The following is a 23,515-nucleotide window of genomic DNA, read 5'->3' on the forward strand; positions in this document are numbered from 1 at the left end:
ATGAATTAAATATTCTTAAACTTATGTACCGTAATTTGTTGATATTGAGTATTTGCCTCAAGCATGACACTCGGGAAATGGTCAATGTTTACCGCATTCGGATAACCGTGGGTTTCTAAACACAGGCCATGGAATTGATTAATGCTATAACCTTCATCATCAATATGGCTGCCATCGAGAAAGTTGCCACTATAAAATTGCACGCCGACTTCAGTGGTACTAATTTCGATTTCTCGGCCAGAAAGCGGATCTTTTAACACCGCAATAGTCTGCAAACTGTTTTTATTGTCAGGATTTCTATCCATAACAAAATAATGATCATAACCATTGGTTAATTGCTTTATATCCGTGGCAATTAGCTTTGGTTGTTTGAAATCGTAAGCGCTATCGTCGACTAAGATTAATTCGCCTGTTGGGATCTGTTCATTATCGAGCGCCAGGAAATGGCTGGCTTGAATGGAGAGTTCGTGCCCTAAAATGCCTTGCTGTTTGTTGGAGGCAAGATTCCAGTAAGCATGATTGGTTAAACAGACGGGGGTGGTTTGATCGCAAACGGCTTGATAGTTCAGAGTTAATTCATTGTTTTCATTGAGGCGGTATTCTAGCTTAATGGCAAGATTACCCGGAAATCCTTGATCGCCATCGGGGCTGATAATGCTGAAAACCGCCGCCACACTGTCATTGTCCTGCAACGTCTCAACCTGCCAAGTGCAATGGCTTAATCCTTTAGGTCCGCCGTGAAGTTGATTATTGCCTTCATTGGCGACTAATTGAATCGTTTTACCCGCTAAGGGGAATTGTGCTTTACCAATGCGATTGGCGACACGGCCGGCGGTAATACCAAAATAATACGGATTAGTCGCCCAATCTTTAATATCTTGATAGCCAAGACTTAATGAAATAGGTTCTTGCGCTTGACCATAAAGTTTGACCGACCAAATACTGGCGCCGTAATTTGAGAGAACCACTTCAAGCCCGTGGCTATTGGTGAGCGTGACTAATTGTAATTCATCCGCAAATGCAGCGTGTTGTAGGCTTTTTTGAGTAACAGAGAGTTGCATGGTGAGTGCTTTACCTTTATTTAAAATAAACTCAGCACTCACCTCATTATTCAATGAACTGAAATTTTATTGTGATATTTAAATCCAACCACCATCGACAATAAAATTTTGTGCGGTGCAGAGTTTGCTATCATCTGCTGCTAAAAATAATGCCATAGCAGCAATATCTTCGGGCATCACATATTCTTTAATACATTGGTTATTTTCGATATGTTTTGCCGTATCTTTATCTACCCAGTGTGTGAGTTGACGTTTTGTCATCACCCAACCCGGCGTTAAGGTATTAATCCGGATTTTATCTTTACCTAAATCGGCAGCTAATCCACGGGTTAAGCCCATGGCGCCAGCCTTAGATGCGGTGTAACCCGCCATGCCCGCCTGCCGATTGTGCCAACTCATTGAACCTAAGTTGATCACTGAGCCTCCGCCTAGGCGCTGCATTTGCGGCCTGACCGCTTGTACAGCGAAAAAGTAATGCCGCAAATTGGTGTTTAGGCATTGGTCCCAATATTCTGGGGTCACTTCGTCGATGCTATGGCGTTGATCGCACGCGGCATTGTTAATTAATACCGAGATTGGACCTAAATCGTCCTCGACCTGAGCAATCACACGCTTGAGGGCGGCGATATCGACAAGATCACAGTGATAAAATGTTACGCTGGCCTCTGGTTGAGTCTGCTTAAGGTCTGCGACGAGTTGAGTCGACTCCTCAACTAAAATATCGACAAATGCCACCTTAGCGCCCTGCTCTAAAAAAGCATTAACCAAGCAAGCTCCAATACCCGTTGCGCCACCACTGATAAAAATGGTTTTCCCTTGTAAACTCGGGTATTGATTAGTCAACTTCATAACTCAACCTTTTATTAAAATAATTATCTGGTTTTATTATAAAAGAAAACGAGTTCATATTTAATGGGAATGTGCTGGTATCTCTGCACCTCGACATCCCACGAGAAAATCAAAATCACAGCCCTCATCCGCCTGGAGAACATGCTCTTTAAAGAGCGAGAGATAGCCACCATTTACGGGAATGGATTTCACCGCCGCCAGTTTGGCAAGACGAGCCTGCAATTCTTGGTCACTGATCTCCAACTGTAACGTTCCGGCATAGGTGTCTAGCGCTATCATGTCACCATTTTGGACGGCGGCCAGTGGCCCAAGGGCTTGTGCTTCTGGGGCAACATGCAGCACAACTGTGCCAAAGGCGGTGCCACTCATGCGCGCATCAGAAATCCTCACCATGTCCTTAATTCCTTTTTTCAACAACTTAGGTGGCAGTCCCATGTTGCCGACCTCGGCCATGCCCGGATATCCCTTCGGGCCACAGTTTTTAAGCACCATAATGCTGTTTTCATCGATATCCAATTCAGGATCGCCGATGCGGGCGTTGTAATCGTCGAAGCTTTCAAACACCACGGCTTTACCGCGGTGTTGCATCAGGTGTGCGCTGGCGGCTGAAGTTTTGATCACTGCGCCTCGGGGCGCGAGATTGCCGCGAAGTACGCGAATGCCACCATTTTCAACCAAGGGATTTTCAAATGACATGATCACCTCTTGGTTATAACAAGGCGCCTCTTTGACATTATCCCAAAGGCTAGCTGCATTGACTGTAAGCGTGTTTTTGCTCAGTAAATCATGCTCAAACAGCTGCCTTAATACTGCTGGCAGACCACCTGCATAGTAAAAGTCTTCCATTAAGTACTGACCCGAAGGTTTAAGATTCACTATGGTCGGTACTGTGTAACCATGGCGCCAGTCATCGAGTGACAGCTCAACCCCTATCCTGCCGGCAATCGCCTTTAAATGGATAACGGTGTTGGTTGAGCCACCAATGGCGGCATTGACTTTGATGGCATTGATAAAAGCATCACGGCTTAAAATTTTACTTAAGGTCAAATCCTCTTTGACCATGTCCACTATTCGCATTCCCGACATATGCGCCAATACTTGGCGGCGAGAATCCACCGCAGGAATGGCTGCATTGTGTGGCAAACTCACCCCAAGGGTTTCCACCATACAGGCCATGGTTGATGCCGTGCCCATAGTGTTACAGGTGCCCGTTGAGCGTGACATATCCGCTTCGGCATTCATAAATGCGGCGAGACTGATGTTGCCCGCTTTATATTCTTGATGCAGTTCCCATACGAGTGTGCCCGAACCGACATCCTTGCCCTTATGCTTACCATTAAGCATGGGACCACCGGTAACAACGATTGTCGGTAAATCACAACTGGCCGCGCCCATTAACAACGCCGGAGTCGTTTTATCACAACCCACTAACAGCACAACACCGTCGATGGGGTTGCCTCGAATGGCTTCTTCCGTGTCCATGGCCGCAAGGTTACGGGTGAGCATGGCGCTTGGACGCAAGTTGGATTCGCCATTCGAAAACACTGGAAACTCCAGTGGAATGCCACCCGCTTCCCGAATGCCATTCTTTACTCTTTGCGCCAATTCCCGGAGATGACCATTACAGGGCGTCAATTCTGACCAGGTATTGCAAATACCAATCACAGGCTTATTTTGAAAGTGATGCTCGGGTATGCCTTGGTTTTTCATCCAACTGCGATACATAAAGCCATTTTTGTCATCACTACCAAACCAACTAGCCGAACGAAGTGTTTTCGGTTTTTTATTATTCATATGACACCTTCGTCTTCCAAGGCATATGCCCTGCCCGAACGATTGAGTAACACTCAACATAAAACGAACGGACGAACCTAATGCCCTGAGTTAAGAATTTGTACTTTAATATTGCTAGCACGTAAAAGTATTGGTATTACTATAATACCAAAATATCAAAAAACAATAGAGGAAGTATGAAAAAGGCATTTTTGAGTGTGTGTTTGGCATTGAGTACGACTATTAGCACTGCAGCGATTGCTGCTAACCCTCTGTTTACGGATGTATTTACCGCCGATCCCGCCGCTATAGTGCATCAAGATACTGTCTATCTTTATACTGGCCATGACGTAGCAAAGGACAATCGCACCTTCTTCGAAATGCATGATTGGCTCGTTTTCAGCTCTAAGGATATGCATAATTGGACGGCCCATGGCAGCGAGTTATCGGTGAAGGATTTCAGCTGGGCTAAAGGAGATGCATGGGCTAGCCATGTGATCGAAAAAGAAGGTAAGTTTTACTGGTATGTGACGGCAAGACACAACAAAATCAATGGCTTTGCCATTGGTGTCGCGGTTGCTGATAGTCCACTTGGCCCCTTCAAGGATGCCCGCGGCACAGCCCTTATCACCAATGACATGACCACAGATACTGAGATTGATTGGGATGATATCGATCCTGCGGTCTTTATCGACGATGACAAGCAAGCTTATATTTTCTGGGGTAACACTAAACCGCGATATGCAAAACTTAAAGACAATATGATTGAACTCGATGGCCCAATTCATGCCATTGATGTGCCTAACTTTACCGAAGCGCTTTGGGTACATAAAAAAGATAAAACTTATTATCTTTCATACGCTTCAGGCTTCCCTGAAAAAATTGCTTATGCCACCAGTGATAGCATTCTGGGTCCGTGGAAGTACCAAGGCATCTTAAATGAAGTGGCGGGCAACTCGCCGACAAACCATCAAGCGATTATTGAATTTAAAGGTAAATCCTACTTTATCTACCATACCGGCGCATCGCAGGATGGTGGCGGTGAATTTAGACGTTCAGTTGCCATTGACCCGCTGCATTACAATGCCGATGGCACCCTACAACGCATTCATATGACCAGCGAAGGTATCAGCGAGCCGCAGTAACCCTATTTTCTGCTCACAGCAAAGCAAAAAAGGTGAACCTAAGTTCACCTTTTTTATGGGTCGAGTGCGTTCAAAATGAATAACTCGTTATTTACGCTCAATATTTTTATGCACTGTATCTTGAGACGTCGAGAGTAATTTATTCATCTCGGCTTTCGCGCCTTCACTGTCCCCTGCGGCAATCGCAGTATAAATGGCCTTATGGCCTGGGAGTGATTGGATAAAGTCATCCTGAATTGTGCTACTGAGTCTAAAGATTTCGAGCAGCGCGGATTGAATCGACACACCGAGGGACACCATAAACTCGTTATTGGTCGCATCTAAAATCGCCATGTGGAAATCGATATCCGAGGTATAGACTTCATCCGTGCCTAATTCGGCCGCTTCCATCTTGGCATAGGCCGCCGCAATCACCTCAAGCTGCTCAGGGGTGCGTTTTTTCGCCGCCAGTTCCGCCGCTGCGGGTTCAAACACTTCACGGATTTCATAGAGAGAAGTGTAAAACTCGGGTGAAGGTTTAGATTGGGAAAACCAGTTTAAGATCACCGGATCGAACATATTCCAGTGGCGACGCTCACGAATACGGGTGCCAAGTTTAGGACGAGATTCGATAAGCCCTTTTGCCGTGAGCACCTTAAAGGCTTCCCTTAAGGAGGTGCGTGACACTTCCAGCTCTTCACAGATAGCATTTTCATTAGGGATATATTCACCTGGCGCATAAAAGCCGCCCACAATGCGAGAACCTAATTCGCTTGCCACCCAGTTATGGATATTCTGCGGACGGTTATTTGCCTGATTTGCCATAGTGCCCTCTTTAACTCTCTATCTCTGTGCTCAATCCAATCAGCTGGATAAGGTGCTTAACGCTGATAAACAAATGTTATGATACTACCTTTCCTGATAAAGGTAATAAAAATTTTGTTAACGCTAAGAATTTATGGGAATTTCCTCAAACTTACTGTCCCTACCTTACCCCAAACTTTTACATTGTAAAGCCTAATTTTGCGTTTTAGCCAGTGATTGGACAAGCTCGCAACGGCTACTGAGCGCCTAGGAAATAGTCATTTTCAATCTGTAATTCGGCATGCACATCGACCACAAACATCCCCGCAGCTTCGGCGGCTTGGATGCCCGCCTTCGCATCTTCAAATACGATACAGCGCTCAGGCGCTATGCCCATCAGTTCCGCGCAGCGTAAAAAGGTATCTGGCGCGGGTTTGGGTGACGCGACTTGGTCGGCGCCCACCACATAATCGACTAATTTCAACAATCCACACAGGGTCAAGATTTGAATTGCTTCCTCTGTGTAGGCGCCTGTGCCGACCGCCATTGGGCGTTTGCCCTGATTATGCTTGGCAAATTCGGCTAATGCTGTCGGTTTCACATATAAATGCATAGTGTCGCGCACTAGGGCTTCTTTATACTCGTTCATGGCCTCGCAACTGGCCGTTGGCGTGACGCCAAAATGGGCGATCAGAATCTCTAAGGTGCCAATGGTGGGCACGCCCGCTAACGAGCGCATCAGTGCAGGCTCTACCGGGATCCCAAAGTGATTCAAGGTTTGTCGCCATGCCTGCTCATGCAACTGACCGCTGTCGACTAAGGTGCCATCCATATCGAAGATAATGCCGTCAAATTCTGTATACATCTGTGTTAACCCTATGAAATGAATGGTGCCAGAAAAATGAAAGCCGCCCGAAGGCGGCTTTATTGCTGTGCGAGAATTATAAACCTCTTGCTAAACCGTAATAAACGGAATTTTGGCGAAGCTCATTCTTAAACTCGCGAATCTTAGTGTCGGCATCGATGATAACCAGCTCAGCACCGGCCATTTCAGCAAAGTCGACAATCTGATCCGTCGTGATAGCTTGGCTATAAGCCGAGTGGTGAGCACCACCGGCGTGGATCCAAGCAGCGGCGGCAACCGCTAAATTCGGACGAGGCTCCCACAGTGCAGACGCGACAGGCAGATTTGGCAGATCCTGTGGTGGTGTCACTGTATCTAATTCATTGAGAATGATACGGAAACGGTTGCCTAAATCGATAGTCGATACGTTGATTGCTGGGCCAGCTTTACCTGTGAATAACAGACGTGGCACGTCACAACGCACACCAATGGTGTGGCGGTGAACTTCTAAACGCGGTTTTGCAGCAGCAATCGATGGGCACACTTCTAACATGTGGGCGCCAAGAACTTGGTCAGTCGCGCCAAAGTTATAGGTGTAGTCTTCCATAAATGAAGTACCACCGGTACGGCCTTGGCCCATCACCTTCATGATGCGCACCATGGCAGCCGTTTTCCAGTCGCCTTCGCCGCCGTAACCGAAACCGTTCGCCATCAGACGTTGGGTAGCCAGTCCCGGTAATCCTGTCATACCGGTCAGGTTTTCGAAGCAGTTGGTAAAGGCACCAAATCCGCCTTGGGTTAAGAATTGGGTTAAGCCGAGTTCAATCTTGGCTTCTTTTCTTAAACGGTCTAATTGGTATTCATCGCCAAATAGCTCGTTACCCACTTGGTATTCGCTGGCGTAACGGTCGAGTTGTGCGGTTACATCACCTTCGGCAATGGCTGCAATCGCTTCATTGAGTTCACCTAAGCTGTAGGCGTGCACTTCGTAACCGAATTGAATTTGTGCGGCAACTTTGTCGCCTTCGGTTACGGCCACTTGACGCATGTTGTCGCCAAAGCGGGCAATACGCAGGTTTTGGCTCTCATGCCAACCCGCCGCTGCGCGGCACCAATCATCGATTTGTGCCTGTACATCGCTCGATTGCCAGTGACCCACAACCACTTTGCGCTCTTTACGCATACGAGTGCCGATAAAACCAAATTCGCGGCAACCGTGAGCACTTTGGTGGGTGTTCATGTAGTTCATGTTGATTTCGCTCCAAGGGAGCTCAGCATTGAACTGCGTGTGTAAGTGCATGAATGGCTTGCTTAATTCATTAAGGCCTGCAATCCACATCTTGGCAGGAGAGAAAGTGTGCATCCACAGAATAACGCCAACACAGTTTTCATCGCTGTTGGCCGCTTGGCATACGGCGTGAATTTCCCGTGGGGATTTGACGGTTGGCTTATACACCACTTCGATGGAAATGGCGGATGATTCATTAAAGCCATGAACAATTTGCTCACTGTTTTTAGCGACTTGCTCTAATACTTTCGGGCCGTATAAATCCTGCGAACCCGTGATAAACCACACTTGTTTTTGTTTGAAGGCTTTCATATTACTCTCTCTAGTTTGAAATGAGACCCGACTGGCAATTACTTGCTTTGGCCGTAATAAGCGTCTTTTCCATGCTTACGCAAATAGTGCTTATCAATAAGCTCTTGTTTTAACTGACTGATACCTGGTGATAATGTTTTGGTGAGATATGCCATCCGAGCGATTTCTTCGAGCAACACGGCGTGGTACACAGATTTAGCCGCATTCGCGCCCCAAGTGAACGGTGCATGGCCTGCAACGATCACCATGGGCGACTCGTTGGGATCTCGGTCGGCGAAACAATCAAGGATCTGCACGCCGGTTTCTTCTTCGTAGTCGCGGCTTATCTGATCGTTGCGCATCACCGCTGTGCATGGGATTTCACCGTACACATAATCGGCCTGTGTCGTGCCTAAGCAGGGAATCGCAATCTGTGCCTGCGCCCAAGCGGTGGCATAGGTCGAGTGGGTATGGGTAATGCCACCAATACTCTGCCACTGGCGATACAAATAGGTATGTGTCTTGGTATCGGATGAAGGACGCATGCGCCCTTCTACGATTTGATTCTCAAGGTCAACAATCACAATGTCTTCAACCTTCAAATCTTCATAGGGCACACCGCTTGGTTTGATACCAATGACGCCGAGTTGGCGGTCAATTTGTGAAACGTTGCCAAAGGTGTAAGTCACCAGTTTGCGTTTCTCAAGCTCCATGTTGGCTTCGTATACTTCGCGTTTTAGCTCTAAAAAAGACATCTTATTTCGCTCCATCAACATAGTGGCCAAGGGCTAAATACGCTTGGTAAAGCGCTTCATATTTCTCTGCGTTTTCAGGATTTGGCTGATAGGTTTTGGCAACGTTTGAGGCCATGGCGGCTTGGGCACTCAGTACATCGGGATAAACCCCGGCTGCGGTTGCGGCATAAATGGCAGCGCCCAGTGCGCAGCTTTGCTCGCTCTCGAGTACGTCGATGTTGCAATTCCACACATCGGCACAGGTTTGCATAATGAAGTCAGATTTTTTCGAGATCCCACCGATGGTGACCACATGGTCAATGCAAACGCCTTCTTGTTTGAAGCGCTCGATAATGGCCCGTGCGCCATAGGCACTGGCTTCCACTAAAGCTTTGAAGACTTGCGGTGCTTGGCTGCCCATGGTTAACCCTGTGATAGCCATGGCAACAGACTGGTCGGCATCGGGGGTGCGACGTCCGTTAATCCAATCGAGCGCGACAATACCAGTCTCGCCAACGGGGATTTTCGCGGCCGCATTGCCTAACATTGTCAGAGTTTCAGATTCGAGTTGCTGAATGAGTTTGGCCTTGGTGTTGTCATCAAATAAGGCTGAGGTGTCGAGCTGTTGCATCGGCCATGCGGTGAGATCCCTAAACCAAGCGTAGAGATCGCCGAAGGCTGACTGACCCGCTTCCAGCCCTATCATGCCGGGTAATACTGAGCCATCCACTTGACCGCAAATGCCTTTGATACAACGCTCACCAATATCTTCATAACTGGCAACGGTAATGTCGCAGGTAGAAGTCCCCATCACCTTAGTTAAGACGCCGGGCTTAACATTGGCTCCAACGGCGCCTGCGTGGCAGTCAAATGAGCCAAAAGACACGATAACCTCGGTCGATAGCCCTAAATGCTGTGCCCACTCAGAGGTTAGCTGGCCGCAAACTTTGTCAGATGTGCAGGTTTCAAGCGGTAACTTGTCTCTCAATCCATCGAGTAAGGGGTCGATACCAACGAAAAAGTCATTCGGCGGATAACCATTCCATGACTCATGCCACATCACTTTGTGACCGGCAGCGCAGCGCCCTGCCTTAAAGACTTTTGGATGTGTGGTGCCTGTCATTAATGCGGTGATCCAATCACAGTGTTCGACCCAGCTATAGGCCGCTTGTCTAACTTCTGTGTCGTGACGCAGTACAAATAGCGCTTTCGCCCAAAACCATTCGGAGGAGTAAATTCCCCCTTCATATTTCAGGTAATTTTCGCTTGAATTGTTTGCCGCTGCGGTAATTTGCTGGGCTTCGAGAATGGCGCTGTGATCTTTCCAAAGCAAAAACATGGCATTGGGATTACTCGCAAACTCTGGTTTCAAGGCTAAAGCAACACCTGATTCATCAACCGCAATCGGGGTTGAACCTGTGGTATCAACACTCAAACCGCAGACTCTTTGCGCGGCGCCACTGGGAGCTTTTGCCCAGAGTCCTTGTACTACCTCGATAAGGCTTTCGATGTAATCGAGGGGATGTTGTCTAAATTGATTCTTCGCGGGATCGCAAAAAAGCCCTTTCTTCCAACGTGGGTAGTACACCACATTCGTTGCTACTTCTGCGCCCGTTTGGGTATCCACCAATAACGCGCGAACTGAATCAGAGCCGTAATCAAGCCCTAACGCGTAAGCCCCTAAAACATTCGACATTTGTATCCCCGTACATTTTGTCTGCGTCCGATCCGGTTTACGCAGGTAGAGTAAATATTATTTAGTACTACAATATTACTACAGCTCAATAGTAATACAATATGATTTTAGTTGTTGAGTGATAAAATTTTTAACATTAAGGCTGAGCATGTAACGATTCAGGGGATGAAGCGGAAGGAAGGTCGAAGCAGTGCTGAGCTTGACTCGAGCATAAAGAAGTCGAATAATGGCGCCAGGTTGCAGAGACGCCTATCCGCAGAAGATGACATCACTCTGACTCATATCTCGATGTACGCATCACATGTATGACACAACAATTGATTAGGTTTGGCTTAGCGGAGATGCCAATAAAACTTAGGAGAATTGTTTGTGACACAACAAATTACCCCAGCACCACGCGCCTTAACTGAAGTCAAAATCCTCGCTAAAAAGCACCTTAAAGCCTGCCAAGCAGGCGATATAGTGGCACTAGATAAACTCGCCTCCTTGATGAATAAGCAAGATTTAACACAGCAGGATATACAGCTTAAGCATTGCCAAAGCCTATTGGCTCGTGAGCTCGGTTTTACTGATTTTAATCACTGTCAAAGAGTGTTATCGGGGCAAGCGTTAATTGGTGAAGACTTAGGTACCCTATTCCATAACAGGCGCTGCGATACCTTGCTCAATCACTGGTTTAGCTGTTTTGATGAGGCGTTGGCTTTTTTGGAGCAAGCACCGCGGATGGTGTTGTTGCCCTATAAAAAGCAGTTCTTCGCGGTCAACGGCCCCGACTATCTTGACGCTCTGGGACTTATATTGAACGATCCCGACTGCATTTATTGCACATGGGTGGGAAGTGAAGCGGTTCCTGCCTATGAAGCTTTTGCGCTAAGCCTTATCAGGCATAAGCTCACTTAGCCTAGCCTTAAACCTAAGCAGCTTTGCTATTTGAACAACCAAGCTATTGGGAAATAACATCTCTTTCGAAAGAAAAAGGCCGCTAATGACTTAGCGGCCTTTTTATCTGAATTTGGTGGAGGTGCTGTGGTTAGCATGAGGAACCCTAGGGTTTAACTTCCGAAATTCCAAAAACAGAAAAGTCACCATAACAGATGACAAATCTGTGGAATATTGCGGTGGAGCTGCACTTAGCATCAGGAACCTTGGGGTTCAAATTGCAAAAACAAAAAAGCCATCATTACTGATGGTTTATCTGTGGAATATTGCGGAGGAGCTGCGCTTAGCATGAGGAACCCTGGGTTCAACTTTCGAAATGACAAAAACAAAAAAGCCATCATTGCTGATGGCTTTTCCGTAGAATATGGCGGAGGAGCAGGGATTTGAACCCTGGGTGGGCTATAAACCCACGCCGGTTTTCAAGACCGGTGCATTAAACCACTCTGCCACCCCTCCGAACGATGCGCATAATATAAGTTAGTTTACTGACTGTAAAGCACAAACTGATAATTCTGCGCTAACTGCTCGTATTACATTCAATCTGCTTGATTTTGCTTCGTATCAGCATTGATCCCAAGACGAGCAGGATCCGGCGCAGTAAATTGTTTGGCAAAATCAGCCCAAGTTTGTTCGGTTTTTAACAGGTAACCCAAGATCACTACCAATGAACAGCTCAGAATGCCCCAACCTATGGCGACTTCTCCCGAACTTGCCCAGAGCGCGACTAAGCTTGAGGCGCCAAAGGCGATGGTGATTTGCAAAAAGTTCTGTAATCCTGCCGCCTTAGCCGCATTTTGAGTGAATTGTTGCAAAGCACTGTTAACCACAATCGGATAAATCGCCCCGTTCGCCGCAGCGAGTATCGAGAAGGAAATCAGCAGTGGGAAAATAGTTTCCGCCTTCATTAATAAGGTGAAAAACACAATTGAGATAACGCAGAGTCCAAAAATGGTCAGCAATACGTTGAGTGTACGGTCGGCACCAATGCGTTTTATCAATAACTTACTCGCGTATCCGCCCACAATAAACATGATGGTTTGCGGAATAAAGCTCAGCCCAATCTCAGTTGCCTGATAGCCGTGTTGCTCCATCACAATCGGCCATACAGTAAGGTATGCGAAAAATGCACCCGAACAGGCACCAAATATCACCACATTGCCAAGGTAACGGGTATTTTTCAAAATCTGCCCGTAGGAAACCGCGCTTGGCTTAGTATCCTGATGCTCTGCGTGGCTCGGCACGAAGTATAAGGTCATCAAAACCAATAAAAAGGCAATCACACACAATGAGATAAAGATTGCACGCCATCCAAAATCGTTCAGAATATAAGCGCCGAGGATGGGGGCTAATGCGGGTGACAATGCCACTAACGGCATAATGTTACTGAAAATCCCCTGCGCTTTTTCGGCATCATATTGCTCGACCACAATTGCTTGCCAGATGACCCCTGCACTACAGGCGCCTACGGCTTGGAAGAAGCGAGCGATATTCAGCATCAGTATCGAATCGCTATTGGCGATGGCCACACTGGCGAGCGCAAAAATGCCGAGTCCGAGGATCAGGGCATAACGTTTGCCGAGTTTATTCACCAAAGGGCCATAAATCAGCTGCCCTAAGGCTAAACCAGCCAGAAAACAGGTGAGCGACATCGCCACTTGTGACGGTGAAGAATTGAACGAACTTTCAATTGCTTTGAAAGCAGGTAAATACATGTCTGTGGCAATAAAGCCTAACATGCTTAACAAGGCTAAATAGAATAAGAATATAAAAAACTTCATATTTACAAAGATATTACTAGACGTTTTCATAAAATAATCATGTCAAAAGACTTAAGGCGTGCAGTTTAAATACTTGTTAATTTGATTGGAAACGTTTATTTTTGACAGATGCTATCAATTATTTTCATCACAATGGATGTCAGCTATGCTCTCGGAACAAGCGTTAGAACTCATTGATATCGTGGCCCGTGTTGGGAGTTTTACGGCGGCAGCCAATCGACTGCACAAGGTCCCTTCTGCGGTCAGTTATGCCGTTAAACAAATCGAAGAAGAACTTGGCGTAGTGTTATTTGAGCGCCACCACCGCAGCGTGAGCTTGACGCCAGCGGGAGAGCATTTTGTTAAGCAAGCCAGAAACTTGCTGACTCAAATGGATGAGATGAAACGCGGCACCCAGCGTGTGGCCAACGGCTGGCAACCCACATTGTCTATCGCCTTAGATAACATAGTGCGCGCCGACAGAATTAGCGTTTTAATTGCCGACTTTTACCGTCATTTCCATGATATTGAGCTTATCATTCGCATCGAGGTCTTTAACGGGGTCTGGGAGGCGCTTGCGACCGGTCGCAGTGATATCGCCATTGGCGCAACAACTGCTATCCCTGTGGGGGGCGTATACCAATATAAGGACATGGGTGATATTCAATGGGCATTTTTGGTGAGTAAAAACCATCCCTTAGCCAGTATTGACCGTCCTTTGACCGATGATGAATTGCGTCCCTTCCCCTCCATTTGTTTGGAAGATACCTCGCGGGAAATTCCTAAGCGCATGACCTGGTTATTGGAGAATCAACGCAGACTCGTAGTACCGGATTGGATCCGTGCGATTAACTGCTTTAGAGAGGGATTAGGTATCGGCTATATGCCGGTGCATTTGGCCAGCGTATTTATTAAAGCGGGCGCCTTGGTTGAAAAGCAGCTTGAAAATCCGAAATTAACCAGCCCTTGTTGCCTAGCTTGGAACGCCGATAAGATGTCGCCCGCCCTAGCTTGGGTGCTCGACTACTTAGGGGATACCGATAAATTACACCGTGAATGGCTGGCGTAATATTTCCGTATTACCACAGGATTAAGCTTGTTTTAAAGTCTTTGTGTTGCACTGGTGTAACGAAATACACCTTAAGCGTTAGGCCGCACAGAAAAATCAGTCATTACAACTTGTTATTTGTGGTGTCAATCCTTTAAGCCCAGCGCTGTTTTCGGTAGTATTCACCCAGTTTTACTGGATTTGCGATATTAATGGGAACTCTTGTCCCCGTTAAAAATCAAAATGATCAGTTTGGATTTAAAAGCTAATGGAGAAAGATATGACTCAGCAAACCTTGTACTCAGCGAGTGCATCCACCTTAGAAGTGAATAAACTTCTCAAAAATACCTATTTATTGCTGGCCATGACCCTCGCCTTCTCGGCGTTGTGTGCAGGCTTAGCGATGGCACTCAATATCAGCCCTCTGATGTCACTCGGTTTATCTATCGGTGGTTTAGTGCTGTTGTTCGTTACCCTGCGCAAAGCCGATTCGGCTGCGGGCATCTTCTGGGTATTTGCCTTTACTGGTATGGAAGGCGCCTCTTTAGGTTACATGCTTAACCACTATGCCGGCATGACCAATGGCTCTGAGCTTATCATGCAAGCTTTAGGATTAACCTCGGTTATCTTTATTGCGCTCTCGGCCTACGCAGTCACGACGAAGAAAGATTTCTCTTTCCTACGTGGTTTCCTGTTCGCTGGATTGATTGTGGTGATTGCCGCAGCGCTGATTAACATTTTCGTGGGTAACAGTGTGGCCTTTATGGCAATTAACGCGGGTCTTGCGCTGTTAATGACCGGCTTTATCCTGTTCGATACTAGCCGTATCGTGAATGGCGGCGAGACTAACTATATCCGCGCCACTATCTCCTTGTATCTGGACTTTTTAAACCTGTTTATTGCCATTTTGCATTTGCTTGGCATTGGTAACGATGATTAATCCCCTTTTCGGGAAACTTACGCTAAAATGGCCCGACTTTTAGGGCCATTTTTTTTATGATGAGCAAATTTATTATCCAAGTAAACGGGCCAGCCTATGGCACGTCGGCAAGTGTGAATGCCCTACGTTTCACCCAAGCCTCCCTGCAAAGCGGACATGAGATTGTCTGCGTGTTTTTCTATCAGGATGGCGTGTATAACTCGACGGACTTTAACTTACCCGCATCCGATGAATATGATGTGGTTAAAGGTTGGAAACAACTGGCGGCCGAGCATCAAGTCTCGTTAGTGAACTGTGTTTCAGCGGCATTACGACGTGGCATCGTCTCGCAACAAGAGGCGCAGGAGAACGGCTTAAGCCACTGGAATGTAGAACATTCTTTTATTATGGGTGGACTAGGTGAACTGGTCACGGGAATTGAATCAGCCGATCGTTTGATCTGCTTTTAAGCTTCGGAAATGCTATGAAAAAAATCTGTATATTGTTCCGAAGCGCGCCCCATGGCACTACTAAAGGTCGCGAAGCCTTAGACTTTGCCCTGTTAAGCGCCAGTTTTGAGCAAGAAGTGAGTTTAGTGTTTCTCGATGAAGGCGTGTTGCATCTGCTTAAAGATCAACAACCCGAACTTATCGGTGGTAAAGATTACCTCGCGGCGCTAAAAGCACTCCCGCTGTACGACATCGAATCAGTATTCGCCTGCAAACAATCCTTAGGTGACTACGGCTTAAGCCATGGCTTGCTGTCGATTCCGGTGACGATCTTAAACGATGAAGCCATCTCGGCTCACTTAAAAGCCGTCGATGAGGTCTTAGTATTCTAATGATTTTACATCATATCCAAACCTCGCCCAGCCGAGACAATGCCCTCAAACTTTGCCTGCGTTATGCTTGCAAAGAGGATGCAATTTTACTCTCGAGCGATGGCGTTAACGCATTATTACTGCGCCAATGGGCCATGGCGCTATCGCCCTTTAAGGTGATGGTGCTGAAAGACGATGTTATCGCCCGCGGCTTAACGGAACGTCTTAAAAACATTAGTCAAATTGATTACAACGAGTTTGTCGCTCAATCTTTGCAGCACGATAAGGTGATCACGTGGTAAATCCGCTTATATTCAATGGCGTCGAAATTGAACGCGACCATCAAGGCTATTTAAAGAATATCGCCGACTGGCAGCCGGATATGGCGCCGCTGTTAGCCCAAGAAGAACAGATTGAACTGACCAGTGCTCACTGGGAGGTGGTTAATTTTGTTCGAGATTTTTATCTGGAATATAAAACCAGCCCTGCGATCAGGGTGTTAGTCAAAGCTATTGGTCAAACATTAGGGCCGGATAAAGGTAACTCCAAGTACCTCTATACCCTCTTTCCTGTTGGTCCTGCCAAACAGGCGACAAAGATTGCGGGCCTGCCTAAACCAGCCAAGTGTATTTAAGCTTTAATCACTTCTGTTAACAAAAAAGGTATATTCCACTGGAATATACCTTTTTATTTGAGTCGTGCTATTTCACGTTTTCTAACACAACCCAGACGGCTTTACCTAGGGTGGCCAACATCACAGCGCAAAACACGGCGATGACAGCGGTGTAGGAAAGCCAACGAAGATAACGTTGACCTTTATCCATGGTGTTGTGTTACGCCAATTAACCGATCTGAGTCAGTCCGCCCATGTATGGACGCAGAGCTTCTGGAATGGTCACGCTACCATCGGCATTTTGATAATTCTCTAAAATAGCGACTAAAGTACGACCTACCGCGAGGCCTGAGCCGTTTAAGGTGTGCAGCAAGGCTGGCTTGTTATCTGCCTTAACGCGGTAACGTGCTTGCATACGACGGGCTTGGAAGTCCTTCATGTTTGAACATGAAGAGATCTCACGGTAAGTGTTTTGGCCTGGTAACCACACTTCGATATCGTAGGTTTTGCTTGAGCCAAAGCCCATGTCACCGGTACACAGGATCACTGTGCGGTATGGCAGACCGAGGCGTTGCAGCACGGTTTCAGCGTGGCCCGTTAATGCCTCGAGCGCCGCCATTGAGTCTTCAGGCTTAACCAGTTGCACTAATTCCACTTTATCGAATTGGTGCTGACGGATAAGACCACGGGTATCTTTACCGTATGAGCCCGCTTCACTGCGGAAACAGGCGGTATGTGCGGTTAACTTAATTGGTAATTCGTCTTCATCGACAATGCTGTCACGCACTAGATTCGTTAATGGCACTTCTGCGGTTGGGATCAGGCTTAAGCCTTGGCCTTCTTCGGTCGCAGGTTTAGTGTGGAACAAGTCTTCACCAAACTTAGGCAATTGGCCAGTACCCAGTAAGCTTGCTTCGTTAACCAGTAATGGCACGTAAGCTTCGGTATAACCGTGCTCAGTGGTGTGCAGATCTAACATGAACTGACCTAATGCGCGGTTAAGACGGGCGATTTGGCCTTTCATGACGATGAAGCGTGAGCCAGTGATTTTCACTGCGCTTTTGAAATCTAAACCGTTTAGGCCTTCACCTAAATCGATATGGTCTTTAACTGGGAAATCGAAGCTGCGTGGTGTGCCCCAACGACGGATTTCGACGTTTTCAGTCTCGTCAGCACCGATAGGCGCAGACTCATCCGGCAGGTTTGGCATCGACATGGCAATCGCGTTTACTTCTTCCAGTACCGCGGCCAGCTCGACTTTCTTCGCATCTAATTGCGCACCTAAATCGCCAACCTGCGCCATGATGGCATCCACATCTTCGCCGCGGGCTTTTGCTTGTCCGATGGACTTGGAAATAGCATTACGCGAAGCTTGTAACTCTTCAGTCGCCACTTGCAGTGACTTACGTTTTTCTTCTAATTGAGTGAGATGAGCGACATCTAAAATAAAACCACGGGTAGCTAATCGCTCAGCGGTAACTGCTAATTCGTTGCGCAAAAATTTAGGATCTAACATGTGATATATTCTTAATAGTTAAATGCGAGAAAAAACCAGTTGTTGGCCTAAGTAAACCATAAACAAACATAGACTTAGGTTCAACACCACATTCAAAGCCGCCTTCAACCAATCTCCTTCTTGCATCAGCAATAAAGTTTCGTTTGAGAAAGTTGAAAACGTTGTCAAAGCGCCTAATAGGCCAACACCGATCAGGGCTTTGAGTTCTGGGCTGATATGACTCATTTGTCCCAGTGCGTAAATGACGCCCATTAAAAATGAACCGAGGACATTGACCAACAGTGTACCAAAAGGAAAACTGCTGCCAAATACTTGGATCATGAATATTGAAATAAGATAGCGAAAAACCGCACCAATGGAACCACCCAAGGCTACAAGTAGGAGATTATTCATATCTTTTTCTCTCACTGGCTTGATCTAATTGGGCTAATTGCGCCAATTTGTCCTTAATTCGCTTCTCAAATCCGCGTTCGGTCGGGAAATAAAATTGCGACTCTTGTAAGGATTCGGGGAAATAATTCTCGCCGCTGGCATAGGCATTGGGTTCATCGTGGGCATAGCGATATTCGGCGCCAAAACCCATTTCCGCCATGAGTTTGGTCGGCGCATTACGCAGATGATAAGGCACGGCCTCTTGGCCCGTTTCGCGTGCCAGCGTCCTCGCCGCTTTAAAGGCGGTGTACACGGCATTACTCTTTGGCGCACTGGCTAAATACACAATCGCCTGCGCAATCGCCCGTTCACCTTCGGCAGGCCCAACGCGGTGGAAACAATCCCAGGCATTGAGCGCAACTGTCATGGCAACCGGGTCTGCATTGCCCACATCTTCCGAGGCAATGGCTAATAAACGTCTGGCGACATATAGCGGATCGCCGCCGCCTTCTAAAATGCGGCAGAACCAATACAGCGCGGCGTCGGGAGCCGAGCCGCGAATCGATTTGTGTACCGCCGAAATTAAATCGTAAAACTGATCGCCATTTTTATCGAACCCTGCCACTTGATGGCCTGCGACTTGTACCAGCATATCTGTGGTAAAACTGCCGCCATCTGGCACCATATCACTCATCAATTCAAGCAGGTTCAACGCCTTGCGTGCATCACCGTCACAGAGCTGCGCCAGCTTATTGAGCACATCTGTTGGCATGACTAACTGACGTTGCCCTAACCCACGCTCGGGATCCGTTAAGGCTTGGGTGATGATATGCACTATCTCGTCTTGGCTTAAGCGCTTAATAAGATAGACACGCGCTCGCGAGAGTAAGGCGTTGTTGATTTCAAATGAGGGGTTTTCGGTAGTCGCCCCAATAAAAATTACTGTGCCATCTTCAATAAAGGGTAAGAAGGCGTCTTGCTGACTCTTATTAAAGCGATGTACCTCATCGACAAACAATAAGGTGCGTTGTCCACGGGATTGGGCAATGGCTTGGGCTTGCTCAATAGCAGCGCGGATATCTTTTACACCCGAAGTCACTGCCGAGATGCGTTCAACATGGGCATTGGAATAATGGGCGATAAGTTCGGCTAAAGTCGTTTTACCTGTGCCCGGCGGTCCCCATAACATCATCGAATGGGCTCGGCCCGCTTCTAATGCTTGGCGCAGTGGTTGGCCTTCCCCCAACAAATGGGCTTGACCTATATACTCGGCAATCGTCCTTGGCCGCATACGCGCGGCTAAGGGACGAAAATCAGGCGCAAAATTAAACGATAAACTGCTCACGCGTAAACCTATCGGGTTCTAATACGTTGATCATCCACATCAACGTTTTCTGGTAACACAAATTTGAAGAGCGCTTTATCCGCGGCGCTAATGCTGTGTTGATTGCTCAAATCAAACTGGCTTAAGTTGCCTTTATCATCGAGCACATTGAATTTATTCAGCGTGCCTTTGCTAAAACAGACATTGACCGAGGAGATCCCGGCATCCGTGGCTTTAGGTTTGATTTCATAACAGTCTTGCTGCTTGGCCACGCTATATTGTGACCAAGTGGCGTCATCGCGGTGAACTAATAAGGCAATCGGCGATGCATTAATGGCTTCGGCAAAATCCATAATCACCACTTCTTCGGCGAAGGGATTGTAGATCCACAAATCTTTACCGTCGGCGACAATTTGGGATTCATCGGGCGAAGTTAAATGCCAATAAAACTGGTTTGGATGGGCAAGCGCAAATACTCCCGCGCCCGTTTGAATAACTTTTTTATTGATATCTGTAACGGTTTGCTTGAAATCAGCCTTGAGTGACTCAGTGCCGTTTAAGGTTTCGCGTAATTGCTTCGCGTCATCGGCCAACACTGCATTGCTGTATAACATTGGTGATAACAACACAGCACACAACAGTTTTTTCATAGGTATCCTTTGGACTAAAAGTTGAACTCGCCGCATTATGGCGAGTTCAAACTGACGTTTAGCTTAACATTAATAGTGTTTCGGTGCCGGAGGTGCTAGTACTTCACGGTTACCATTATGACCTTGCGCCGAGACTACACCCTGCATTTCCATTTGTTCGATAATACGCGCAGCACGGTTGTAACCAATCTTAAACTTACGCTGCACACTCGAAATCGAACCACGGCGAGTTTCAGTCACGAAGGCGACAGCCTCATCGTAAAGTGGATCGTATTCTTCATCGGATTCGGCGGTTTCGCCCGGCAATAGCACTTGTTCGCCCTCACTCACGCCGTTGAGGATCTCATCAATGTATTGCGGCTTGCCACGGGCACACCAATCTGCAACCACTCGGTGAACCTCGTGGTCATCGATAAAGGCACCATGGACACGATTTGGTACCGCAGTTCCTGGTGGTAAGTACAACATGTCACCCATACCCAATAAGGTTTCAGCACCTTGCTGATCCAAAATGGTACGGGAGTCGATACGGGAAGATACTTGGAATGCCATCCGCGTCGGAATGTTGGCCTTGATTAAGCCGGTGATCACATCCACCGATGGACGCTGGGTCGCTAAAATTAAGTGAATCCCAGCCGCACGAGCCTTCTGGGCAATACGGGCGATCAGTTCTTCCACTTTCTTACCGACAATCATCATCATGTCAGCAAATTCGTCGACAACCACCACAATCGATGGCAGTTTATCTAAGGCAGGTGCCTCAGGCTCCATGCTGTCTGATGACTTCCACATTGGGTCTAAAATTACTTCGCCATTGGCCTTAGCTTCAGCAATCTTCGCGTTATACCCCTTAATGTTACGTACGCCCATCATAGACATTAACTTATAACGACGCTCCATCTCACCCACACACCAGCGCAGCGCATTGGCCGCTTCCTTCATGTCGGTAACGACTTCACAGAGCAAATGCGGGATGCCCTCATAGACTGACAATTCGAGCATTTTGGGGTCGATCATGATAAAGCGAACATCTTCAGGGCCAGACTTATACAATAAGCTGGTGATCATCACGTTCACCCCGACCGATTTACCCGAACCTGTGGTACCGGCAACCAGTAAGTGCGGCATTTTGCCTAAATCAACCACCACAGGCTCACCGGAAATGTCTTGGCCAAGCACCATGGTCAGGTTCGATTTGCTCTCGGTAAAGGCTTCACAATCGAGTACATCACGCATGTAAACGGTTTCGCGGAACTTGTTAGGCAGTTCGAGGCCAACATAGGATTTACCCGGGATCACCTCAACCACCCGCACACGCTCGGCCAGCAGTGAACGCGCTAAGTCATTTGCAAGGTTTGAAATCTTCGAAGCTTTAATGCCTGGCGCCAATTCAAGTTCAAAACGGGTGATCACAGGGCCAGGATAGACACCAACGACAGTCGCCACAATGTTAAAGTCGGCAAGCTTAGCTTCAACTAAACGTGCGACCTGCTCCAATTCTTCCGGGCTGATCGGATTTTTTTTGCGATTGGGCACATCCAGCAAGCTGATACTTGGCAGCGGATCCATGGGTTTTGCAGGCACAGGTTTATCTTCTTGTCCCGGTAAGACCACAATACCATCGACAATCTTCGCCTTAGGCGCTTGTTTTTGACGCTGCGCCTGCGTCACCGCACCCGTCGAAGCTTTAGTATCGAAATCGATAACATCGTCATCGTTAAAACCTAATTCTTCATCGTCATCATCGAGCATGTTTTCACGGTGGAATACGGGTTCATCGTCATCGACATCTTCGAATACATGCGCTTTGAACTCAGTTTCATCTTCATCTAAATCAGTATCTTTAGACTTAGCCACCCAAGGCGGTGCTTCAAAATGACCGTGTTCGGCAACGGCGCTGGCTTGATCCAATTGTGGTTCAACCCTTTGCAGGCCTTTGGTTTCTGCCTTAGCTTTAGTGCTGTTCAAACTCAAAATCTTTGCGAGCGCCGACAGCTTACCCTTACCGGTGCTTGCTTCGGTGATGATTTCGTCGCTAACCTCTTCTTCCTTCGCGGGGCGAGTGGTGAATATACGACTTGGTGCGACTTCTGGCTCACGCACTCGGGCTTTTTCGAGCTGATGCTGGGAATCGCGGCGCTGCTTAAACTTATCAACGACTGTCATAAATCCGCGGGTATCCTCGGTTTCGCGCTCACGCTTTAACGCCTGTGGCAGACGTTTAAGTTGTTTGTAGCACCAAATGGAGACAAAGCCGACCTTTTCGACCACTGTTAACCAACTAATCCCCGTTAATAATGTAAAACCCGAGCCTAAAAAGCACAGCAGCAATAAGGTAGTGCCGAGCTTATTAAAATACGGCAACATGGCTTGGCCGATAACATCTCCTGCCACACCGCCTGCGGAAAACTCATAGATGTTATTAGCATTCATGCTGGCTAATGCCGAAAAACCGAGAATAAGCAGCAGAAAACCTATGATGCGCAAAGCGACCGAAAAGTAGTCAATTTCCAACAAATCATGGGCGCGTTTGAAAAGCAGCCAACCTGTAGAGGCCACAATGATAGGCATGATGTAGGCAGTGACACCAAAAAAGTACAACAGAATGTCGGCAATCCAAGCCCCTACTGCACCCGTCCAGTTTTTGATATCGCCTTGAAAATGAGACTGGCTCCAGCCCGGATCGGACGGACTAAAACTGGTTAAGGCGAGCAAAATATATGTGGCTAAAACACAGCAAATGATGAGTCCACCTTCGAGCAGACGCTGCAGGCCTGAGAGCGTGCGTACACTATTTCCTTGAGACAAACGACGTAATCCATAAAAATGAAAACAGGTGGGCTAACGATACCAGAATCCCACTAAATGTGGAGCATCTTAGGCTGTTTTTATCCTAAGATTTGCTGGTACAAGACAAAAAAAACGTGCTAATGACTTAAAGCTAAGCTTTTGAGCACTAACTGGTTATTACATAACCAATTTGCGGCATTTATTTACGATAAAAATATGCCCCTAAGCTGGCAAACCTAAGGGCAAAGCAAGGTGATTATTGTGTTCGAAACGACTTACACTGGAATAAATTAGGGGCCTAAG

The 23,515-nt window shown here is 47.2% G+C and carries 23 protein-coding genes and 1 tRNA gene; 8 read left to right on the forward strand and 16 right to left on the reverse strand.

The window, feature by feature from the left end; translation table 11 throughout:
• Nucleotides 1-5: 5 nt before the first annotated feature.
• From ACK5NH_RS01905 to ACK5NH_RS01915, 3 genes are all read right to left on the reverse strand, one after another.
• Nucleotides 6-1,061 carry an aldose epimerase family protein gene (locus ACK5NH_RS01905; protein ID WP_416917566.1) on the reverse strand — a complete coding sequence of 352 codons (1,056 nt, stop codon included), beginning with the start codon at nt 1,059-1,061 and terminating at the stop codon, nt 6-8.
• Between the two features lie 78 nt (nt 1,062-1,139).
• Entirely contained in the window at nt 1,140-1,910 is a 771-nt protein-coding gene (locus tag ACK5NH_RS01910; RefSeq protein ID WP_011717047.1) for an SDR family NAD(P)-dependent oxidoreductase, read from the reverse strand.
• Between the two features lie 60 nt (nt 1,911-1,970).
• Nucleotides 1,971-3,704, reverse strand: a complete 1,734-nt coding sequence (locus ACK5NH_RS01915; RefSeq protein ID WP_416917567.1) for an IlvD/Edd family dehydratase — start codon at nt 3,702-3,704, stop codon at nt 1,971-1,973.
• A 176-nt stretch (nt 3,705-3,880) separates the two neighbouring features.
• On the opposite strand from ACK5NH_RS01915, the gene ACK5NH_RS01920 reads away from it, so the two are divergent.
• On the forward strand, nt 3,881-4,828 hold the full coding sequence (locus tag ACK5NH_RS01920; RefSeq protein WP_416917568.1) for a glycoside hydrolase family 43 protein: 948 nt from the start codon (nt 3,881-3,883) through the stop codon (nt 4,826-4,828).
• An 87-nt stretch (nt 4,829-4,915) separates the two neighbouring features.
• Here ACK5NH_RS01920 and ACK5NH_RS01925 read toward each other — a convergent pair whose 3' ends face one another.
• The 5 genes from ACK5NH_RS01925 to ACK5NH_RS01945 form a co-directional block, all read right to left on the reverse strand.
• Nucleotides 4,916-5,632, reverse strand: a complete 717-nt coding sequence (locus ACK5NH_RS01925) for a FadR/GntR family transcriptional regulator (RefSeq protein ID WP_011622747.1) — start codon at nt 5,630-5,632, stop codon at nt 4,916-4,918.
• Between the two features lie 235 nt (nt 5,633-5,867).
• On the reverse strand, nt 5,868-6,476 hold the full coding sequence (locus ACK5NH_RS01930) for a beta-phosphoglucomutase family hydrolase (RefSeq protein WP_317519757.1): 609 nt from the start codon (nt 6,474-6,476) through the stop codon (nt 5,868-5,870).
• 76 nt (nt 6,477-6,552) lie between these two features.
• Nucleotides 6,553-8,055 (reverse strand): L-arabinose isomerase, encoded by a 1,503-nt coding sequence (gene araA, locus ACK5NH_RS01935; RefSeq protein WP_169548513.1) that lies wholly within the window; start codon nt 8,053-8,055, stop codon nt 6,553-6,555.
• A gap of 38 nt (nt 8,056-8,093) precedes the next feature.
• Nucleotides 8,094-8,789 carry an L-ribulose-5-phosphate 4-epimerase gene (locus ACK5NH_RS01940; protein WP_011626173.1) on the reverse strand — a complete coding sequence of 232 codons (696 nt, stop codon included), beginning with the start codon at nt 8,787-8,789 and terminating at the stop codon, nt 8,094-8,096.
• A gap of 1 nt (nt 8,790) precedes the next feature.
• Nucleotides 8,791-10,464 carry a ribulokinase gene (locus ACK5NH_RS01945; RefSeq protein ID WP_416917569.1) on the reverse strand — a complete coding sequence of 558 codons (1,674 nt, stop codon included), beginning with the start codon at nt 10,462-10,464 and terminating at the stop codon, nt 8,791-8,793.
• Between the two features lie 369 nt (nt 10,465-10,833).
• Here ACK5NH_RS01945 and ACK5NH_RS01950 point away from each other — a divergent pair, with 369 nt between their 5' ends.
• Nucleotides 10,834-11,364 carry a hypothetical protein gene (locus ACK5NH_RS01950; protein WP_416917570.1) on the forward strand — a complete coding sequence of 177 codons (531 nt, stop codon included), beginning with the start codon at nt 10,834-10,836 and terminating at the stop codon, nt 11,362-11,364.
• Nucleotides 11,365-11,768: 404 nt separating this feature from the next.
• Here ACK5NH_RS01950 and ACK5NH_RS01955 read toward each other — a convergent pair.
• Nucleotides 11,769-11,859: transfer RNA gene (locus tag ACK5NH_RS01955), tRNA-Ser, on the reverse strand.
• 80 nt (nt 11,860-11,939) lie between these two features.
• Nucleotides 11,940-13,211 (reverse strand): purine nucleoside transporter PunC, encoded by a 1,272-nt coding sequence (gene punC / locus ACK5NH_RS01960; RefSeq protein WP_416917571.1) that lies wholly within the window; start codon nt 13,209-13,211, stop codon nt 11,940-11,942.
• A gap of 115 nt (nt 13,212-13,326) precedes the next feature.
• Between punC and punR the strand changes: the two genes are divergently transcribed.
• From punR to ACK5NH_RS01990, 6 genes are all read left to right on the forward strand, one after another.
• The gene (gene punR, locus ACK5NH_RS01965; protein ID WP_416917572.1) at nt 13,327-14,229 is read left to right on the forward strand and encodes a DNA-binding transcriptional activator PunR; all 903 of its coding nucleotides are present in this window, start codon (nt 13,327-13,329) and stop codon (nt 14,227-14,229) included.
• A gap of 259 nt (nt 14,230-14,488) precedes the next feature.
• On the forward strand, nt 14,489-15,148 hold the full coding sequence (locus tag ACK5NH_RS01970; RefSeq protein WP_011717039.1) for a Bax inhibitor-1/YccA family protein: 660 nt from the start codon (nt 14,489-14,491) through the stop codon (nt 15,146-15,148).
• Between the two features lie 59 nt (nt 15,149-15,207).
• Nucleotides 15,208-15,597 (forward strand): sulfurtransferase complex subunit TusD, encoded by a 390-nt coding sequence (tusD, locus tag ACK5NH_RS01975; protein ID WP_037419061.1) that lies wholly within the window; start codon nt 15,208-15,210, stop codon nt 15,595-15,597.
• Nucleotides 15,598-15,611: 14 nt separating this feature from the next.
• Nucleotides 15,612-15,968: a sulfurtransferase complex subunit TusC gene (gene tusC / locus ACK5NH_RS01980; protein WP_416917573.1), complete on the forward strand. Its 357-nt coding sequence runs from the start codon at nt 15,612-15,614 to the stop codon at nt 15,966-15,968.
• Nucleotides 15,968-16,249 (forward strand): sulfurtransferase complex subunit TusB, encoded by a 282-nt coding sequence (tusB, locus tag ACK5NH_RS01985; protein ID WP_011622736.1) that lies wholly within the window; start codon nt 15,968-15,970, stop codon nt 16,247-16,249. The genes tusC and tusB overlap by 1 nt, the downstream gene beginning before the upstream one ends.
• Nucleotides 16,243-16,581, forward strand: coding sequence for a TusE/DsrC/DsvC family sulfur relay protein (locus ACK5NH_RS01990; protein ID WP_416917574.1), 339 nt, complete (start codon nt 16,243-16,245; stop codon nt 16,579-16,581). Before tusB ends, ACK5NH_RS01990 begins: the two co-directional genes overlap by 7 nt.
• Before the next feature lie 67 nt (nt 16,582-16,648).
• On the opposite strand, the gene ACK5NH_RS01995 is transcribed toward ACK5NH_RS01990, so the two are convergent.
• The 6 genes from ACK5NH_RS01995 to ACK5NH_RS02020 all read right to left on the reverse strand — a co-directional run bounded on the left by ACK5NH_RS01995 (nt 16,649) and on the right by ACK5NH_RS02020 (nt 23,230).
• Nucleotides 16,649-16,771, reverse strand: a complete 123-nt coding sequence (locus ACK5NH_RS01995) for a hypothetical protein (protein WP_011622734.1) — start codon at nt 16,769-16,771, stop codon at nt 16,649-16,651.
• Between the two features lie 18 nt (nt 16,772-16,789).
• Nucleotides 16,790-18,076, reverse strand: coding sequence for a serine--tRNA ligase (serS, locus tag ACK5NH_RS02000; protein WP_011622733.1), 1,287 nt, complete (start codon nt 18,074-18,076; stop codon nt 16,790-16,792).
• An 18-nt stretch (nt 18,077-18,094) separates the two neighbouring features.
• The gene (crcB, locus tag ACK5NH_RS02005; protein WP_011622732.1) at nt 18,095-18,469 is read right to left on the reverse strand and encodes a fluoride efflux transporter CrcB; all 375 of its coding nucleotides are present in this window, start codon (nt 18,467-18,469) and stop codon (nt 18,095-18,097) included.
• Nucleotides 18,462-19,793: a replication-associated recombination protein A gene (locus tag ACK5NH_RS02010; RefSeq protein ID WP_416917575.1), complete on the reverse strand. Its 1,332-nt coding sequence runs from the start codon at nt 19,791-19,793 to the stop codon at nt 18,462-18,464. The genes crcB and ACK5NH_RS02010 overlap by 8 nt, the downstream gene beginning before the upstream one ends.
• Nucleotides 19,794-19,801: 8 nt before the next feature.
• Nucleotides 19,802-20,422: an outer membrane lipoprotein chaperone LolA gene (lolA, locus tag ACK5NH_RS02015; protein ID WP_416917576.1), complete on the reverse strand. Its 621-nt coding sequence runs from the start codon at nt 20,420-20,422 to the stop codon at nt 19,802-19,804.
• Nucleotides 20,423-20,491: 69 nt separating this feature from the next.
• Nucleotides 20,492-23,230, reverse strand: coding sequence for a DNA translocase FtsK 4TM domain-containing protein (locus ACK5NH_RS02020; RefSeq protein ID WP_416917577.1), 2,739 nt, complete (start codon nt 23,228-23,230; stop codon nt 20,492-20,494).
• Nucleotides 23,231-23,515 lie beyond the last annotated feature (285 nt).

Origin of the sequence: Shewanella sp. (assembly GCF_047975355.1) — a bacterium.
Lineage (GTDB): Bacteria > Pseudomonadota > Gammaproteobacteria > Enterobacterales > Shewanellaceae > Shewanella.